Origin of the sequence: Bacteroides sp. 2201st1_D9_2201SCRN_220225, assembly GCF_040928965.1 — a bacterium.
Taxonomy (GTDB): Bacteria; Bacteroidota; Bacteroidia; order Bacteroidales; family Bacteroidaceae; genus Bacteroides; species Bacteroides stercoris.
This window is the reverse complement of the sequence record NZ_JBCODG010000024.1, coordinates 29,156-47,863: the sequence shown is the minus strand read 5'-3', so window position 1 is coordinate 47,863 and position 18,708 is coordinate 29,156. Positions and strand designations below refer to the sequence as shown.

Annotated in this window: 11 protein-coding genes and 1 riboswitch; of the genes, 5 read left to right on the top strand and 6 right to left on the bottom strand. The window is 42.3% G+C overall.

The window, feature by feature from the left end; genetic code table 11:
- Window positions 1-123 precede the first annotated feature (123 nt).
- The 5 genes from AB5903_RS09940 to AB5903_RS09920 form a co-directional block, all read right to left on the bottom strand.
- Complete coding sequence (locus AB5903_RS09940) at window positions 124-1,152, bottom strand: iron ABC transporter permease (protein ID WP_005651979.1); 1,029 nt, start codon at window positions 1,150-1,152, stop codon at window positions 124-126.
- A complete protein-coding gene (locus tag AB5903_RS09935; RefSeq protein WP_005651981.1) occupies window positions 1,145-2,281 on the bottom strand; it encodes an ABC transporter substrate-binding protein in 1,137 nt (378 codons plus the stop codon). The genes AB5903_RS09940 and AB5903_RS09935 overlap by 8 nt, the downstream gene beginning before the upstream one ends.
- A gap of 2 nt (window positions 2,282-2,283) precedes the next feature.
- Window positions 2,284-3,417, bottom strand: a complete 1,134-nt coding sequence (locus tag AB5903_RS09930) for a YncE family protein (protein ID WP_040315404.1) — start codon at window positions 3,415-3,417, stop codon at window positions 2,284-2,286.
- A gap of 21 nt (window positions 3,418-3,438) precedes the next feature.
- On the bottom strand, window positions 3,439-5,451 hold the full coding sequence (locus tag AB5903_RS09925) for a TonB-dependent siderophore receptor (protein WP_005651985.1): 2,013 nt from the start codon (window positions 5,449-5,451) through the stop codon (window positions 3,439-3,441).
- A 61-nt stretch (window positions 5,452-5,512) separates the two neighbouring features.
- A riboswitch (cobalamin riboswitch) is annotated at window positions 5,513-5,710 on the bottom strand.
- A 26-nt stretch (window positions 5,711-5,736) separates the two neighbouring features.
- Window positions 5,737-6,972 (bottom strand): multidrug effflux MFS transporter, encoded by a 1,236-nt coding sequence (locus AB5903_RS09920; protein WP_060385833.1) that lies wholly within the window; start codon window positions 6,970-6,972, stop codon window positions 5,737-5,739.
- Window positions 6,973-7,127: 155 nt separating this feature from the next.
- Between AB5903_RS09920 and AB5903_RS09915 the strand changes: the two genes are divergently transcribed.
- The 3 genes from AB5903_RS09915 (at window position 7,128) to AB5903_RS09905 (ending at window position 14,112) form a co-directional block, all read left to right on the top strand.
- The gene (locus AB5903_RS09915; RefSeq protein ID WP_005651989.1) at window positions 7,128-7,979 is read left to right on the top strand and encodes a helix-turn-helix transcriptional regulator; all 852 of its coding nucleotides are present in this window, start codon (window positions 7,128-7,130) and stop codon (window positions 7,977-7,979) included.
- Window positions 7,980-8,062: 83 nt separating this feature from the next.
- Window positions 8,063-9,295 (top strand): Cof-type HAD-IIB family hydrolase, encoded by a 1,233-nt coding sequence (locus AB5903_RS09910; protein WP_005651990.1) that lies wholly within the window; start codon window positions 8,063-8,065, stop codon window positions 9,293-9,295.
- Between the two features lie 8 nt (window positions 9,296-9,303).
- Window positions 9,304-14,112 carry a RecQ family ATP-dependent DNA helicase gene (locus tag AB5903_RS09905; RefSeq protein ID WP_005651992.1) on the top strand — a complete coding sequence of 1,603 codons (4,809 nt, stop codon included), beginning with the start codon at window positions 9,304-9,306 and terminating at the stop codon, window positions 14,110-14,112.
- Between the two features lie 122 nt (window positions 14,113-14,234).
- Here the strand turns inward: AB5903_RS09905 and dnaK are convergent, their stop codons facing one another.
- A complete protein-coding gene (gene dnaK / locus AB5903_RS09900; RefSeq protein ID WP_005651993.1) occupies window positions 14,235-16,154 on the bottom strand; it encodes a molecular chaperone DnaK in 1,920 nt (639 codons plus the stop codon).
- 511 nt (window positions 16,155-16,665) lie between these two features.
- Between dnaK and AB5903_RS09895 the strand changes: the two genes are divergently transcribed.
- Together AB5903_RS09895 and AB5903_RS09890 are read left to right on the top strand one after the other, a co-directional pair.
- Window positions 16,666-18,081, top strand: a complete 1,416-nt coding sequence (locus AB5903_RS09895; RefSeq protein ID WP_060385831.1) for an MATE family efflux transporter — start codon at window positions 16,666-16,668, stop codon at window positions 18,079-18,081.
- The gene (locus tag AB5903_RS09890) at window positions 18,044-18,634 is read left to right on the top strand and encodes a Crp/Fnr family transcriptional regulator (RefSeq protein WP_117917949.1); all 591 of its coding nucleotides are present in this window, start codon (window positions 18,044-18,046) and stop codon (window positions 18,632-18,634) included. Before AB5903_RS09895 ends, AB5903_RS09890 begins: the two co-directional genes overlap by 38 nt.
- Window positions 18,635-18,708 lie beyond the last annotated feature (74 nt).

Genomic DNA, 18,708 nt, shown 5'->3' with positions numbered 1-18,708 from the left:
AGTCACAATCTTTGTTTAAATTAAACACTAATACCGGGCGCAAAAATACAATAAAATATCATACGAAAGAGTATTATCCCTTGAAATCTGCAAGTTATCCATGCAAACGATTGAAACGACACGTCAATTAAAATGTTGCGGTCCTCTTTGGCTAACGATTACATAGATAATGACCGGCGCTCCGATAATCGGTGTAACTGCATTCAAAGGTATAATACCTGCCTCACCGGGCAGAACGCAAATCAGGTTGCAAAGCAATGCTACTGCTCCACCGCTCAAGATAGTCACAGGCAACAAGGAGTTGTGATTGGCTGTCCGCAATACCATACGGGCTATATGAGGAACGGCAAGTCCGATAAATGCAACCGGTCCGCAAAAAGCGGTGGTTATGGCGGTCAGCAAACCGGTGATGACCAAAAGCCAGTTGCGCACATATCGTATATTGATTCCCAAATTCTCCGCATAACGCTCTCCCAGCAATAATGCGTTCAAAGGTTTTATCAGTAATAAAGAGCCGAATAATCCGGCAACGGTCACCAATGCGAAAGCAGGCATTTGTTGGAGAGAGACACCGCCAAAATTACCCAATCCCCATACCATATAAGATTGCACTCCCTCTGCCGTAGCAAAGAAATTCAGCAGGGCAATGGCGGACGAAGCAATATAACCTATCATGATACCCGTTATCAGCAACATGACATTGCTTTTTAACAACGTAGAAAAGAATAGGATAAGTCCCATTATCAGCATAGCACCTACAAACGCCCCAGCCAGTACGGAAAAGAAACCGGACAAACTGAATGTTCCGGCGGATATGCTTCCACCAAAAAACAGCATCACGAACGCCACTCCCAGACTCGCCCCGGAATTAATGCCCAGAATAGACGGGCCTGCCAACGGATTCTTAAAAGCGGTCTGCAACATCAGTCCGCAGACTGCCAGTGCACCTCCGCAAAGCAATGCTGTCAAGGCTTGAGGCAGGCGGGACTCCCATACAATAAAACTCCAGCTTGCCTTCTCGCCTTCATGCCCCATGAGTATGCTGAAAACATCGGATACGGGAATCGGAACCGACCCTATCAGCAGATTAGCCATAAACAGTAATACAATTACCATTCCTAATCCGATGCCATATTTCCATCCTTTATTCATTCAATTTGCAAAAATAGCGCAAACCGCCTAAATCTCCTATTTCGGGATGTAAAATCTGTATCAAATCCGACAACAAATAGTCCGGACGGAAAGGAGTTTCTTCATAAAAAGGAACTTTTGCCGTGTTACATCCGTAAATATTCCGTGTTTTAAATGCTTTGAAGCCAGTATAACCTATATAATCGGCTTTCAAATCAGAATAGGTCATATCACGGTCTCGATTGTACTTAATAGTCCATACATCTGCATCACCAGCCTTGTCAAAAACTGTTTCAAAAGCCAAAGGAATGGAACCGCTGTGTTTATCTTCCGCAAAAGCATAACGCCCGCAGGCATCATTAAACAAACGTCCGATTGTACTGCAACCACCCGGTACATACCAGGCAGAACCGCTTTTCAGTTCACTGACAATAGACAAAGACGAAGACGAAAGTGAAGCACGTTTTCTAAGCTGGTTATAACAACTATCCACCTCGGCAAAAAGGCTGTCGGCTTTTGAGACAACACCAAAAAGCAACCCGTAGAAACGCATCCATTCGGCACGCCCCAAAGCGGAAGTCTCCATATAGTCGGCACACTCGATAATAGGAATATTCAGTTTTTCAACGCGTCCGTAACCACCGCTGTTCTCAAACGGAGAAAGCAAAATAGCATCGGGATGCAGGTCGATAATCTTTTCCATATCAGGATTCATACCGTCACCACAGTCGGTAACCGTTCCGTTACGGTATCCGTCCTGTATAACCGGGAGTTTAATGTACTTCAAGTCACACACACCGCCTATACAGCCTGCAGCTCCCAACTTATCCATGAGACTGCAATGAACCGAGGAATAAATGACCGATTTGCGAAGCGGAGTACGGACAATTGTCCCCTCGGGCAGATGCGCCGGTAAAGGTTGGGATGCCGGAACCAAAATATAGGTGTGCAATGTTTTCAGGGTATCCCAAGGGTTACGTAAAGTGGCAATAGTGTAGCCGGGATAACTTACTAACGTGAGGTTATCGGCATAACGCAGAGGGATAGTATCACCGGATATAAAAACAGAGACAGTCTTGTCCTTCCCACTACAAGCGGAAAGGAACAAGACCAGTGTCAGCATAAGAAACAATAATGTAACTTTTCTCATTTTTAATTAAAGAATACAGCAGAATTGGGATTCTGACCACCACAATCGAACTTTTCTATGAAAGTTCCATCTTTCTTGAAACGGTAGATATTTCCATTACCGGCAGCAAAATAGGTTGTACCAATATAAATATCACCATTATCATCATTCACCTGCAACATAGACGTACTTGTTGTTGCCAGTTCTTTAGGAGCATTATCTTTCAAGAAAGAAGACTGGTTCAATGTTTTGGTTTTAATATTATAAGTACTGAAATGATTGGTTGTAACAGCAGGATTTACATTCCAGTTTGTCAATGAATTAATCAGATACACTACATCATCATCTGCAGCCATATAAGTAGCGTGACCAATGTTAGTCACCTCGTTACTATTGGCCGGATCTATTATTTGTAAAACATAACCCTCCTCTACAAAAGAATAGTCCCATGCTATGAGAAATATCTTATCATCTTCTTCCATCAAAACATTAGGATTTGTTGCCACAGCTAACTTTTCTTTTAAAGTAAATGTAGCCAAATCCACAACAAATACATCATTCAGATAAACCCACTTCCCGTCAACCTGCTTATAAGAATTAGCCACATAAAGCATGTTATTACTAATTGCTACACCTTCCAGATTATAGCCATTCTCAATAGCTAACTTCTTTTCCACTTTTAACGTATTAGCATTAATCTTTGCCACGACACCACCATAGAAAGAAGCATAAATATAACCGTCTTCGGCTGCTATTGCACGGATACCAGCCGCCAAATCCGGATCATCCACAAATGACGCACGAGTCTGTTCCACACCGGCTGCATTCAGTTTTACCAGATAGTTGGAGCCATATACTGCCACATACATACATTCATTGTATTCAATCATCGTCTGACCAAGGTCTCCCAACTTAGCCTTATTTTGTTTCTGAAAAATATCACCGATAAAATCAGCACCTCCATTAGGAGCATAAAAAGCAATATTTGCGTTGTTAGCACCTTGCGTACCTGCATTCAGGAAAAAGGCACGCACTTGCGGCAAAGCAACTGTTGAACCTGAATCATCTAACAAATCGTCATCATCACTACAAGACGCAAATGAAACACTTAACGCGAGCATACAAAGCATGCTGACTAATAAACTTCTTACTTTCATAATTCTTACTTATTTAATTGGTTAAAATTCAATTGTTCCCGTCAGTCGCCAAGAGCGTCCCGGCATAGGATAATATTTTATCACATCATACTGTGTATCTGTCAGATTAATGATTTCGGCCTGCAAACGCAATTTACAATGCCGAAAAGAGAAGTTTCTGGAAAGACTGACCGTATGCTCCATGTATCCGTCAATTCTATTCTCAGGTATATTCTGTGACATACTATACCGCTCGCTTACCCCTACAATGGAATACCCCACATTAACCCACGGCATTTCCAAAACTGCAGATACATTCCCGCTATGCTTAGGGGTGTAAGGCAGCTGATCTTTATAACTTTTAGAAGTGGCATCGGTCAAGTCTATAGCTTTCTGCCAAGTATACCCACCCGACACAACAAGCACCATATTTTTACCTAATGAAGCTGCCGCCGCCAATGTAGCATCCATTCCCGTAACATGAACTTTTCCATAATTAGCCATCTTCCAGGCATAGGTGGTAGGGAATGCAACGATCTTATCAGTCACATCATTATAATAACCGTCAACAGTGACTGATAGATAATTTAAAAAAGAAGAAAAGGACCTGCTCCATGTTATGCCCATATTATACTCATTAGCCTTTTCCGGACGCAGACTTCTGTTGCCCAGCCGATAATAATACAGGTCATTGAATGTGGGCATACGGAAAGTACTTTTATACATTAACCGCAAAAAGAGCAATTGTTCTTGCCAGGGCTGTAAACTAACCGTAAAAGAAGGAGCCAGACGTTGAAAGTCAGCAGGTGCATCACCTATTTTCACATGTTCGGTTACATTGGTATAGACCAACGAACCGGTAGCTGTTATCCTACCCTGCCGATAACGAGCGTTAAAAGCTGTCAAAGAAGTATATCTTATAGGAAAAGGACAGTCCGGTAAATTACTGCGCAATTTATTGATAATTCCGTCTTGCGCCAAAGATAAAGACAAAACATTCCATGGACGATATAATGCAGTTACCGACAAATAATATTCATCCTGCCGATGCACAGCCCGGTACAACCCATCTGCATACTCATTGCCCTTATCTTCGTATTTATTCCATCCATGATTATATTTGGCTTGTGCCTGTAAAGACCATTTCTGTGAAAAATCCTTCTTGTAACGAGTTTGTATAAAAACATTCTCATCCCAAAGAGTTTCATCTGAAATAGGATTATAAAGTGTCACCGAACCGGGCAACCCCCGTTTTGAATAAAAGTAATAGGCCTTCAATTCCAAATTACTACTATCTTTGAAAGTATGAAATAAGGTAGGCTCTATCTGATAAGTATAGATTGCCGAATTATTACGCTTTTCTTCCGTCACATATTTTCCGTTCACTAACGTGAATGGATAATTACCATCAGCCCGCATATAATTTCCATTCAACGAAAAGGAAGTACGGCTACCTGCTTTCTGCCACCACCGGATTGAAGGACTGACGTAGCCAAAAGAACCGCCTCTCATCTGCACCCGAAATGCGGAATTGCGTTCATTTTCAAAATGCGGTTTTTCCGTTTCAATACTCAACACCCCTGCCGATGCATACATACGTGCCGATTGCAACAAGTCTTCCGGTTGCCCGATATTCAGGGAAAGCACAGAGACATTATCCAACGAAAAACGACCAATATCTATTTGTCCCGCCTGGCAGTTGCTCACAACAACCCCATCATAACTGACAGCCGTATGTGCCGCTCCCATATTACGGACGGAAACGGTTTTCAACCCACCTATTCCTCCATAGTCCTTTACATTAGCACCGGCAAAACGACGTACGGCATCTGCCATATTCTGTATGCCCAATTGGCTAATATCCTGTTGCGACAAAGTTTGGATGGGAACTGATGAAGTTACTTTATTGGGTAATCTACGGGCTGTCACTGTCACCTTCTCTATTTGGTGCACTTTTCCTGTAATTGTATCCCTGACCACTTCTTGTGCAGAAAGGGAAACTGCACACAAAAAACCGATAGCACAGACTATCCGTACTTTAGTTCTTCTCGCCATACAAAGTAAGCAAAGATTATCTTAAAACCACTTACACACTGTCCGCTTTCCTCGAACGGACAATTTTTTGACTTCGTTTTGCAGGTCTTCTGACTTATTCCTGATGTATCACCTTCCCATTCTTCAAGAACAGTGGCATAAGTATTAATACATCTTTTACGGAACTTACAGCAGCGGGACTGTTCGGGACTTTCACCCGATTCCCTTTTCATCCGCTTCTCCGGATAGAGAACGCGAAACAAAACGTCGGCAAAGATAGGAATATATATAATAAGTCTATAAATCTTACAACAGTTTCTTCAAAAAAACATTCATTATTTTATAAGAAGCATAACTTAACCCCTTTCTGCGAGAAGGTAACCGATGAAAGGAAAAACGGGCACATATACAAGAGCATAATGCTCCCATAAAGAACAGAAATCCGGCAGAACTTCTGATATCTCCCATCCCGACCAAAGGTGACACGATACCTCCAAATGCAAAACCTATTGCCCCTAAAAGAGCCGAAGCTACTCCGGCATTCCTACGTTCACAGTCCATAGCCAAAGTGTTGGAAGCAGTAAAAGCCATTCCTACCATTGAAAGCAAGCAAAAGACCAACACTTCATAAACCCAGAAATTGCAATTCAGAAAGAATGCAACGGAAAGTAGTACGGAAATAAACAACATCCCATGATTTCCTATATGTAAGGCATGTTCCATGGTAGAACAACGCACAGACAATGCTGAAGATATTACCATTGCAACCGCATTAACCCCGAAGCAAACACTGAACAGCATGGGTGAAAGACCATAATGTTGTTGCATAATAAAAGGAGCGGAAGCAATATTGGTGAACAGAACACCCATTGTAAAACCGTATTGCAAAATGTAACGCACATATTGGCGGTTACGTAATACGGCACCGAAACGGTGATACATATCTACACATCTTATATTTTGCCTTTGTCCAATTGGCAGAGACTCCTTAAAACGTACACTTCCGATAACCAGAAGAACGCCCAATGCAAACAAAAACCAGAAAATGCCATGCCAACCTCCAAAGTCAGCCAATGCCCCACCGCCTATCGGAGCAACTACCGTAGCTATTCCATTGACAGCGCCAATAGTAGCCAACATGCCAGCAAGCTCATGAGCAGAATATTTATCGGCAGCAATAGAACGAGATATCACAACTCCTCCCGCTCCGGCAACTCCCTGCACAAAACGCCACAACACAAACTGTGATATGTCCCGGGAGAAGATACAGCCTACAGTAGAAATCAGAAACAGTACCATAGCTGCCAACAAGGGAGAACGGCGACCGTACTTATCACTTAACGGACCAAAAACCAATTGTCCTATCGCCAGCCCCACCATACTCGTAGTAAGCCCCAACTGTACTTTTGAAGATGTAGTCTGGAAGAAATCCGACATTGCCGGTAAAGTAGGAAGATACATGTCCATAACAAATGGACCAAAAGCGCTCAACATCCCCAGAAACACCAATATGAAACCTTTTGAATTTTGTTTACCTGTCATTATCTTTCCCTCTTTTAAAATCGGCGGCAAAATTATCCCATATTTTCCAAACAGCCTATGGCTTATCTTGTACAAAACATTTCATTTTCGGAACAATATACAGTATTATCATTGAATATATCTATATTTGTTGCGTAAAACAGAACTTTATTCACATGTACGAACAAATATCTCCAGACACTTCCCATATCAGATATGAAGAAACCGACTTGTCGTATCTGAAACTACGTCCATACCGTTTTAAATGTGGCATATACTTAATCTGCATACAGGGTAAAAGCATTATTTCGACAGGAGTGCAACAATATGCTTTTGATGAACAAACCGAATTAATTTTCCTTACAGGCAGCCTCATCCAGATAATACAGGCCTCTGCCGATTTTAAAGTACGGATACTTCTATTTCCCAAAGACGTTTTCCTAAAAGCAATACTACCGATTGATACCCCCTACTTCAATTACGTACATGAACACCCGCATTATCATCACACGGCAGATGAAAGGAGTCAGAATACGTGGCGGGAAATTGTATTATGGATGGACGTTGCCCAAATGCTTTTCAAGAACAACAACACACTCCTGTTCAGAAAACAACAAGAACTTAATTTCCTTCAAAGCATATTAATGTGGCTTTTCAATACTATTCCGGAAAAACTGGCTGCCAATAAGCAATATAGCAGAAAACAGATGCTCTGCCACCAGTTCATGCAACTGATACGCGAACACAGTACTTGCGAACATCAAGTTCCGTTTTATACGGAACAGCTCTGCATAACTCCTCGTTACCTATACGAAATCACCACTCAATACATGAATGGAAAAACGCCTAAACAACTGATAGATGAGCAACTGATAGCGGAAGCCAAAGTTCTTTTAAACGAACCGTGCTTATCTGTTACCGAAATTGCCGAACTGCTGAACTTTGCCGACCAATCTTACCTGAGCCGTTTTTTCAAAAAGAACACCGGCATGTCTCCTAAAGAATTCAGGTTACAAAAGCTATTATAACCAGTTTCGTCAAAATAATTTAAAATCGGTTGTTTTAACCGCCATTTTATTAACTTTGTTAGCATAACCAAAACCAAGCTGCCATGAAATACAAATTATTAGTTCTTGACGTAGACGGGACACTTCTCAACGATGCCAAGGAAATCAGTAAACGGACTCTTGCTTCCTTACTTAAAGTGCAGCAAATGGGCATACGTGTCGCATTGGCTTCCGGAAGACCTACATACGGCCTTATGCCATTAGCCAAAACTCTTGAATTAGGCAACTATGGGGGCTTCATCATCTCCTATAACGGTGGCCAGATAATCAATGCGCAAAATGGGGAAATCCTGTTTGAACGGCGAATCAATCCGGAAATGCTACCTTATTTGGAGAAAAAAGCACGCAAAAATAATTTTGCCATATTTACTTACCATGATGATACCATACTGACAGATAGTTCCGATAATGAACATGTCCGTGCCGAAGCCAATCTGAATAATCTGAAAATCATTCAGGAAGAAGAATTTTCCACAGCAATAGATTTTGCACCATGCAAATGCATATTAGTCAGTAATGATGAAGAAGCATTGAAAGATTTGGAAGAGCATTGGAAAAAGCGTTTGGACGGAACGCTGGATGTTTTTTGCTCGGAACCTTACTTTCTGGAAGTCGTGCCCTGCGGAATTGATAAAGCAAACACCTTAGGCGTCCTATTGTCATATTTGAACATCGCCCGTGAGGAAGTAATCGCCATTGGAGACGGCGTATGCGATGTCAATATGCTCCAAGTTGCCGGTCTGGGCATAGCCATGGGGCATGCGCAAGACTCCGTAAAAGTTTGTGCCGACTATGTAACAGCTTCCAATGAAGAAGACGGTGTTGCCCAATCTGTAGAAAAATTGATTCTGGCTGAAGTGCATGCTGCTGAAATACCTCTTGACCTGCTAAACGAGCGGGCACGCCATGCATTAATGGGCAACTTGGGTATCCAATACACCTATGCCTCGGAAGAACGCATAGAAGCAACCATGCCCGTAGACCACCGTACCCGCCAGCCCTTTGGCATTCTACACGGCGGTGCAACTCTTGCGCTTGCCGAAACCGTTGCCGGACTCGGCTCTATGATAACCTGCCAGCCCGATGAAATTGTGGTAGGCATGCAAGTCAGCGGAAACCATATTTCGTCCGCACACGAAGGAGATACCGTACGTGCGGTAGCGACTATCGTGCATAAAGGACGTTCATCTCATGTGTGGAACGTAGATGTATTTACTTCTACCAATAAGCTGGTTTCTTCTGTCAGAGTTGTTAACAGTGTTTTGAAGAAAAGATAAGTTGAGATATGCCAATATGGAGTAGACTCATAAACATCAGATATGCCATAGTAGATGTCGAAGTCGGCTTGAAAAATCATAAAATCCATGATATCGGAGCACTCCGCCATGATGGTGCTACATACCACAAAGCTTCAAAAAAGGAGTTATTTGAATTTCTCAGCGGCACGGATTATATATGCGGACATAACATCATTCACCATGATGCCAAATATCTATTCACAGACAAAACATGCCAATGGATTTTGGTCGACACGCTTTATTTATCTCCTTTGCTGTTTCCGGAACGTCCTTACCATAAACTTGTGAAAGATGACAAACTGATAAGTGATCAGATGAATAATCCGGTAAATGATTGCGAAAAAGCAAAAGCACTGCTATTGGATGAGATAGCACGCTGGCATTCGTTACCGGATGCAAAGCGCCGGTTATTTGCATCTTTATTAAAGGATAGGAAAGAGTTCGAAGGTTTTCTCAGTATGGTAGGTGCTGTATATACCAACAAAGGAATATCCGAACTGATCAGCAACCTCTATGTGAATAAAATATGCCAGCATGCAGAGCTTGACATGCTTATCAAACAATATCCGTGCGAACTGGCATACGCATTAGCCCTGATTGACACAATCGACCATCATTCCATTACTCCGGGATGGGTACTTTACAATTATCCCAAAGTGGAATTTGTTATAAAACTTCTACGACACAACAGATGCAACGAAGGTTGTGTTTACTGCAACACCCAACTGGATGTACTACATAACTTAAAAATATTTTTTGGATACGAACAATTCCGCACCTATGAGGGTGAGGCTCTTCAAGAACAAGCCGTTCAAGCAGCGGTAAAAGGCAAATCGTTACTGGCAATATTCCCTACTGGCGGTGGAAAATCGCTGACTTTTCAGCTACCGGCACTCATGTCCGGTCATTCGGTACATGGTCTTACGGTCGTTATCTCACCATTGCAGTCACTGATGAAAGACCAGGTAGATAATCTTGCCGACCGGGGAATTACTGATGCTGTAACCATTAATGGCCTATTAGACCCTATTACACGGGCACTATCAATACAAAGAGTACAAAATGGGGAAGCTTCCCTCTTATATATAGCCCCCGAAATGCTTCGTTCAAAAACCATTGAGAAAATTCTGATGGCGCGCCATGTAGTAAGATTTGTGATAGATGAAGCACATTGTTTCTCTTCATGGGGACAGGATTTTAGAGTCGACTACCTTTATATTGGGAAATTCATCAGAAAATATCAACAGAAAAAAGGATGCAAAGAACCAATACCTGTGTCTTGTTTCACTGCCACAGCCAAACAGAAAGTTGTGCAAGACATTCGCGATTATTTCAAACAGACATTAAATTTAAATCTGGAATTGTATGCATCAACAGCCTCAAGAACAAACCTTCGCTATTCTGTCATACACGCTGAAACTGATGATGATAAATATTTAAAATTAAGGAGACTTATAGCTGAGTCCGATAGCCCTACCATTGTTTACGTATCGCGCACTAAACGTACTAAAGAACTTGCTGTAAAACTGACTCGTGACGGTTATAAAGCATTACCTTTCAACGGTAAGATGGAGTCAGAAGAAAAGATTGCCAACCAAGATGCATTTATGAACGACCAAGTACGCATCATTGTAGCAACATCAGCCTTCGGTATGGGAGTCGATAAAAAAGATGTCGGACTTGTAGTACATTATGACATATCCGATTCATTGGAAAACTATGTTCAGGAAGCAGGAAGAGCCGGTCGCGACCCTAAACTCAGCGCACGTTGTTATGTACTTTACAGCGACAATGACTTGGACAAGCATTTTATACTGCTGAATCAAACCAAATTAAGTATCAGCGAAATACAACAAGTATGGAAGGCCATAAAGGACCTTACCAGACAACGTATGAGAGTCAATTGTTCTGCATTGGAAATAGCACGGCAGGCAGGTTGGGACGACTCCGTATCCGATATTGAAACCCGTGTTCGGACGGCATTGGCTACTTTGGAACAAAGCGGATACCTGATAAGAGGAAATAACGTACCCCATGTGTATGCTACGGGTATCACAGTAAAAAATATAGATGAAGCAAGAATGCGTATATCGGCATCATTGTTATTTGGCAGTGATGAAATAGAAAAGGCCGTTCGAATCATCAAATCACTGATTTCACAGAAATATATTACCAAAGCTCAAGACTCAGAGGCTGAATCACGAATTGATTATCTGGCAGATATATTAGGAATCAGTAAAAAAGAAATAATATCTGTTGTAGAGCGCATGCGTCAAGAAGGCATATTGGCAGATAGCAAAGATATATCCGCTTATCTACAGGATACCGGAGACTCGGAACGAAAATCGCAGGCTCTCCTCGAACGCTTTGCAAAACTCGAACGATATATTCTTAACCACATTCCTGACGAATCTTTACAAACATCATATAAGCAACTAAATGATAATGCCACAAACAGCGGAATCAATACATCCAAAGAAAAGGATATTCGGACATTGCTCTATTTCCTCTGTGTCAAAGGATACGTCAAAAAAGAAGAAGACGCTTCCCATAATATAACAATCAGTCGCCAGACAGATTTCGATTCAACCATCAAACAGTTTGAAAAACGACTGGAAATAAGCCGTTTCACCATAGAATGGCTATACAAGTTAGTTGCCGATACGGAAAAAGAATGCTCACAAAACAAAACAGTCCAATTTTCCGTAGTAGAACTTCTAAATCAAATAAAGTCAAATCCCCAATCTCTTTTTAGCGAACCCGACAAACTACAGTTGGAAGATGTGGAAGAAGCCCTTCTTTATCTATCAAAAATCGGAGCATTAAAGCTTGAAGGCGGTTTCCTTATTCTTTATAATGCTATGAATATTCAAAGAATAAAGGATAACAAATCAAGATATAAACAAGACGACTACCGGATGCTTAACGAATTCTACAAGCAAAAAATCCAGCAAGTACATATTGTAGGGGAATACGCCAATTTGATGGTAAAGGATTATAATGCAGCATTGCAGTATGTCCAAGACTACTTCCAGATGGACTACAAAAAGTTTGTCGCAAAATATTTTAAAGGAGAAAGAGTAAGTGAAATACAGCGCAACCTGACTCCTCAGAAATACAAGCAATTGTTCGGTCAACTATCCAAACGTCAAATGGAAATTATTTCCGACAAGGAATCGCGCTGCATCGTTGTTGCAGCAGGTCCCGGCAGTGGAAAAACACGCGTACTGGTCCATAAACTTGCATCACTCCTATTACTTGAAGATGTAAAGCATGAACAGCTCTTAATGCTGACATTTTCAAGAGCGGCTGCCACGGAATTCAAACAGAGGCTTATGGAGCTGATAGGAAATGCTACCCATTTTATTGAGATAAAAACATTTCATTCCTATTGTTTTGACCTTTTAGGAAGAATAGGAAACCTTGAGGATGCCAAAGACATCGTCTCGAAAGCTGCCAAAATGATTAATCAAGGGGAAGTGGAACCAACCAAGATCGGTAAGACAGTACTTGTCATAGACGAGGCTCAGGACATGGGAAAAGAAGAATACGACCTTGTGAATGCCTTGATAGCCAATAATGAAGAGATGCGTGTTATAGCAGTGGGCGACGATGACCAAAACATTTATGAATTCCGCGGTTCGAATTCCCAATATATGTATCGACTGACACAAAATCCTGAAAGTAAGTTCATTGAGATGACTGAAAATTATCGCAGCACACATCATTTGGTAAATTTTGCCAATGAATTCGCTAAGAATATAGGCAAAAGAATGAAAAGCACCCCAATCATTTCAATGCGAAAAGAGAACGGATGGGTTGGAGTAACATATCATCAATCAAAGTATATGTATCAGCCACTGGTTGAAGAACTGCTTCATCAACGAGGAAGCGGGACCTCATGTGTGCTTACCCAAACAAACGAAGAAGCAGTCATTTTAACGGCTCTTTTGCGAAAGCATGCCATAAACAGCAAATTGATACAATCCATGGACGGCTTCCTTTTCTGGAATATGGCCGAGATGAGATATTTTTTGAGATATATAGAGAAACGGATAAAAACTCCTTTAATTCCGGAAGAGTTATGGGAAAAAGCGAAGCATGTAACCTACACCACTTATGAAAAAAGTAAAAGCTTGACATATGTAAAGCGTTGCATAGAACTATTTGAACAAACCTATAAAGTAAAATACCATAGTGACTTCAAAGAATTTGTATTTGAATCATCAGTAGAAGATTTCTGTGACATTTCGGGGACAGATGTTGTAGTATCAACCATCCATAAAGCCAAAGGAAGAGAATTCGATAATGTGTATATGCTCATATCCGATAATTACTCAAAAGACGACCATCTTATGCGTCGATATTATGTAGGAATGACCCGTGCTAAAAATCAACTGTTTATACATACGAATGGCAACTGCTTCAATCATATAAGCGCTGACAGACATTGTATCGACCGAAAAGAATATGCGATGCCCGAAGAAATAGTTCTGCAACTTTCCCACAAAGATGTCTTTCTGAAATTTTTTAAAGGACGCAAACAAGAGATATTAGCATTAAGAAGCGGAGATTCTCTGATTTACAAGGACTCTGTTTTATATACAGCCTCAACCAATAAAGCGGTAGCAAAATTATCACAGAATATGCAAGCCACAATGTGTGAGTGGGAAAAAAAGGGTTATAAAGTGAGAGCTGCGTATGTCCGATTTATTGTAGCATGGAAATCTAAAGACTCCCCAAAAGATGAACCGGAAACAGCCGTCTTATTAGCAGACTTACTACTTTCATTATAACCTAAGATACATAATCCTCAATCCAAACAAATAAGGAAAACCATGCGGATAATAAGAAAAGCGTGCAACTCATTGAGCTGCACGCTTTTGCTTATTGTTTGTTATCTGTTTCCTTATCGGAATCATTTGACTTCCTCAAAGTCAGCATCCTGTACATTATCCCCATGCTTGCCATTATCCTGAGCACCGCCTTGCTGTCCTGCATTCATATCAGGACCGGCCTGTGCACCACCTTGAGCACCGCTCTGGGCATACATCTCAGCGCTTGCAGCTTGGAAAGCGGTATTCAGTTCAGCCATCGCAGAGTCAACAGCAGCTAAATCCTGTGCTTTGTGAGCATCTTTCAGTTTCTGCAAGGCAGCTTCAATCGGAGCTTTCTTGTCGGCAGGAAGCTTATCGCCCAGTTCCTTCAACTGATTTTCAGTAGTGAAAATCATTGAGTCGGCTTGGTTCAGCTTGTCAACTTTCTCACGTTCTTTCTTATCGGCTTCGGCATTTGCTTCGGCTTCGGCTTTCATCTTTTCGATTTCTTCCTTGCTCAAACCGCTGGAAGCCTCGATACGGATAGCCTGTTCCTTACCGGTAGCCTTATCCTTGGCAGATACTTTCAAGATACCGTTGGCATCGATATCGAATGTCACCTCAATCTGAGGAATACCACGACGTGCCGGAGCGATACCTGTCAGGTTAAACTGACCGATTGACTTGTTCTGTGCAGCCATCGGACGTTCACCCTGCAATACGTGGATAGTAACTTCCGTCTGGTTATCGGCGGCAGTAGAGAATGTTTCGCTCTTCTTGCAAGGAATAGTCGTATTGGCGTCAATCAGCTTGGTCATTACACCACCCATGGTTTCGATACCCATAGACAGCGGAGTAACATCCAGCAATACAACACCCTTGATTTCGTCCGTCAATACGGCACCTTGTACTGCTGCACCTACAGCTACTACCTCATCGGGATTTACACCCTTGGAAGGCACTTTACCGAAGAAATCCTCAACCAGTTTCTGCACAGCCGGTATACGTGAAGAACCACCAACAAGGATAACCTCATCTATATCGGAGTTGCCCAAACCGGCATCGCTCATAGCCTTCTTGCACGGTTCAAGACAAGCCTGAATCAAGTTGTGGGCCAAAGCTTCGAATTTGGCACGGGTCAGCGTCTTAACCAAGTGCTTGGGCACACCGCCTACCGGCATGATGTACGGCAAGTTGATTTCCGTGCTCGTAGAAGAAGACAATTCAATCTTAGCTTTTTCGGCAGCTTCCTTCAAACGTTGCATAGCCATCGGATCCTGAGTCAGGTCGGCGCCTTCATCGTTCTTGAACTCTTGAACCAGCCAGTCGATAATTACCTGGTCGAAGTCGTCACCACCCAAGTGAGTATCACCGTTGGTTGACAATACTTCGAACACACCGCCACCGAATTCGAGGATAGAAATATCGAATGTACCGCCACCGAGGTCGAACACGGCAACTTTCATATCCTTATGCGCCTTGTCGATACCATAAGCCAAAGCTGCGGCAGTCGGTTCGTTCACGATACGCTTTACTTCCAGACCGGCAATCTGACCGGCTTCCTTCGTAGCCTGACGCTGAGAGTCGGAGAAATAAGCCGGAACGGTGATTACGGCTTCCGTTACTTCTTGTCCCAGATAATCTTCAGCGGTCTTTTTCATTTTCTGCAGAATCATTGCAGAAATTTCCTGCGGAGTATAGAGACGTCCGTCAATATCCACACGCGGAGTATTGTTGTCACCTTTTACCACTTTATAAGGTACGCGAGCGATTTCTTTCTGAACCTGATCCCAGTTCTCACCCATGAAACGTTTGATAGAGAACACGGTTCTTGTAGGGTTTGTGATAGCCTGACGCTTTGCAGGATCACCGATCTTACGTTCGCCGCCATCTACAAATGCCACTACTGAAGGAGTTGTACGCTTACCTTCACTGTTTGCAATTACTACAGGTTCGTTTCCTTCGAATACAGAAACACAAGAGTTTGTTGTTCCTAAGTCAATACCAATAATTTTTCCCATGATCGTTATTTTTTTATTTGTTATTATTCTGTTTCGGTGTCCGCCTCGTTGGCAGACGCCAATAAAAAGACAAACGCCGTGCCAAATTGTTCAAGGCGGCGGCAGATTTATGAATGTGACAGTTTGTCTGTCAGTTTGGCAGAATTAAATATATTTTTTCTGTCGGAAATTACCATTTGTTAATTTCTATCCCACTCAAAAGTCCTACTTTTGCCCCCGAAAAAGAAAAGATATTGTTTGAGGGATTCAAGAAAGCATGTTGGTTCTCTTTTTTCAGACTTTATCAGATTTTCTCTAAAGAAAGCTGATATAAAACCAAAACACTTTCTAAAAAGGAGCATTGCCAATATTTATCCGTTCCATCATGGTGGAACAGAATGTATCCCGTGATGGAACACAAGTTTCTCCGTGGTGGAACAAAAACTTCCTCATGGCGGAACGAATAAGCATTAGCCGCCGAACCTCTTAGACAAAGAAACAGATTACAATAAAACATAGAAGACTAAAGATTATGGAAAAGATGAGAGACAGTATTGACTTCAAGAACATGGACATTGCGGCATTATTCCGCAAATTACTGCTCCCAACCGTACTGGGAATGATATTTTCCGCATTGTTCGTCATTACCGACGGTATCTTTGTGGGAAAAGGTATAGGCAGCGATGCCCTTGCCGCCGTCAATATCGTGGCACCGCTATGGTTGTTCTCCACCGGCATCGGCCTGATGTTCGGCGTAGGAGCATCTGTGGTGGCTTCCATCCACTTGTCACACAATAAGCCCAAAACGGCACGTATCAACATTACACAATCCATAGTGGTATCCTCCCTGCTGCTGATGTGCACTTCTACCCTATTTTGCCTGTTTGCACCGCAAGTGGTACATCTGTTAGGCAGTTCGGAACGGCTCAAACCTTTGGCTGTAGAATATATGTGCTGGTTTGTACCTTTTTCCGCTTTTACGGCCCTGCTTAATTCGGGCATGTTTTTCCTGCGACTGGACGGTTCGCCCAACTTCGCCATGTTCTGCAATATAGTTGCCTCCGTTCTGAACATCATACTCGATTATCTGTTTATCTTCCCTTTCGGCTGGGGAATGTTCGGTGCGGCCTTCGCAAGTGCCATAGGAACAACGGTAGGAGCGTTAATGATTATCATCTATCTTTCACGGCGCAACTGTGCGCTGCGTTTCTATCCGGTGAAGTTCAGCCGTAACAGCATGAAGCTGATGAAGCGCAATGTAGGGTATATGTGCCGGCTGGGCTCATCTGCCTTTCTGTGTGAAGTGGCTATTGCCTGCATGATGTTTGTAGGCAATCTTGTATTCATCCATTATCTGAAAGAAGACGGTGTGGCGGCCTTCAGCATCGCCTGCTACTTCTTTCCTATCATATTTATGGTATACAATGCCATTGCGCAGTCTGCACAGCCTATTATCAGTTTCAACTATGGGCTTAACGAAACGTTGCGCGTACGCAAGACATATCTGCTTGCCTTAAAGACAGCCGTTGGCTGCGGGATATGCTTTGCCCTGATTACAATATTTTGCAGCCGGGAGATTGTTGCCATGTTCATAGACCGGAGTTATCCCGCCTATGATATAGCAGTGAAAGGCTTGCCTTTATATGCATCCGGTTTCGTATTCTTTGCAATCAACATAGTTTCCATCGGTTATTTTCAGAGCGTGGAACGCGCCAAGTACGCCACTGTCATCACGCTGCTGCGCGGATTTATCTTATTGACACTCTGCTTTTACGGACTTCCGCTACTATTGGGCAAACCGGGGATTTGGCTGGCTACCCCGCTGGCAGAATTATTGACCACTCTTTTCATACTCATTATTTATATGGGCAGGAAAAGAAATGGCAAGGAAAATTCAATATCTTTGCAACATGGAAATCATGCTAAAGAAATTCTGCAAGAAGTATAAATTACCCGAAAAAAGCCTGTTTGAGCTGTTGTCTCATATGGAAGAAATATCCTTTTCCAAAGGAGAGCTTATAATAGAGAAGGGAGAACGGAATTCTAATTTCTACCTTATAAAGAAAGGTATATGGCGGGCATACTACCTGGCAGACGGAACAGAAAATTCCTTACGGTTTGCCACTCCCGGCGATGCCGCATTTTCTTCATGGGGGTATGTGGACGACAAACCTTCTCAGGTCAATATCGAGTCTGTAAACGACAGTACAGCCTATTGCATCAGTAAAGCCAAATTAGAGGCTCTGTTTGCACACTCTATCGAAATGGCAAACTTCGGCAGAAAGATTTTTGAACGTGAAATTTTGTCAGTGGACGCTTCGACACTGGCTTATGGGACACCACCCACCGCCAAAGAGCGTTATCTGACATTAATGGAAGAGAATCCGGAACTATTGCAGGATGTACCGCTGAAATACTTGGCCTCATACCTGTATATCACTCCGCAATCATTAAGCCGCATACGTGCCGGACTGAGGGAAAAAGAGGATGTGTCAAAATAAAAAAATGCCCGCTGTTTGTTTCTTTATCAAACAAAAATTACACGGATTTCACAGAAAAAGAATAAAATAAATCT

What these genes read in the sequence shown, in the direction of transcription:
- AB5903_RS09940 (WP_005651979.1), bottom strand. Translation starts at nt 1,152, where the DNA reads ATGAATAAAGGATGGAAATATGGCATCGGATTAGGAATGGTAATTGTA.
- AB5903_RS09935 (WP_005651981.1), bottom strand. Translation starts at nt 2,281, where the DNA reads ATGAGAAAAGTTACATTATTGTTTCTTATGCTGACACTGGTCTTGTTC.
- AB5903_RS09930 (WP_040315404.1), bottom strand. Translation starts at nt 3,417, where the DNA reads ATGAAAGTAAGAAGTTTATTAGTCAGCATGCTTTGTATGCTCGCGTTA.
- AB5903_RS09925 (WP_005651985.1), bottom strand. Translation starts at nt 5,451, where the DNA reads ATGGCGAGAAGAACTAAAGTACGGATAGTCTGTGCTATCGGTTTTTTG.
- AB5903_RS09920 (WP_060385833.1), bottom strand. Translation starts at nt 6,972, where the DNA reads ATGACAGGTAAACAAAATTCAAAAGGTTTCATATTGGTGTTTCTGGGG.
- AB5903_RS09915 (WP_005651989.1), top strand. Translation starts at nt 7,128, where the DNA reads ATGTACGAACAAATATCTCCAGACACTTCCCATATCAGATATGAAGAA.
- AB5903_RS09910 (WP_005651990.1), top strand. Translation starts at nt 8,063, where the DNA reads ATGAAATACAAATTATTAGTTCTTGACGTAGACGGGACACTTCTCAAC.
- AB5903_RS09905 (WP_005651992.1), top strand. Translation starts at nt 9,304, where the DNA reads ATGCCAATATGGAGTAGACTCATAAACATCAGATATGCCATAGTAGAT.
- dnaK (WP_005651993.1), bottom strand. Translation starts at nt 16,154, where the DNA reads ATGGGAAAAATTATTGGTATTGACTTAGGAACAACAAACTCTTGTGTT.
- AB5903_RS09895 (WP_060385831.1), top strand. Translation starts at nt 16,666, where the DNA reads ATGGAAAAGATGAGAGACAGTATTGACTTCAAGAACATGGACATTGCG.
- AB5903_RS09890 (WP_117917949.1), top strand. Translation starts at nt 18,044, where the DNA reads ATGGAAATCATGCTAAAGAAATTCTGCAAGAAGTATAAATTACCCGAA.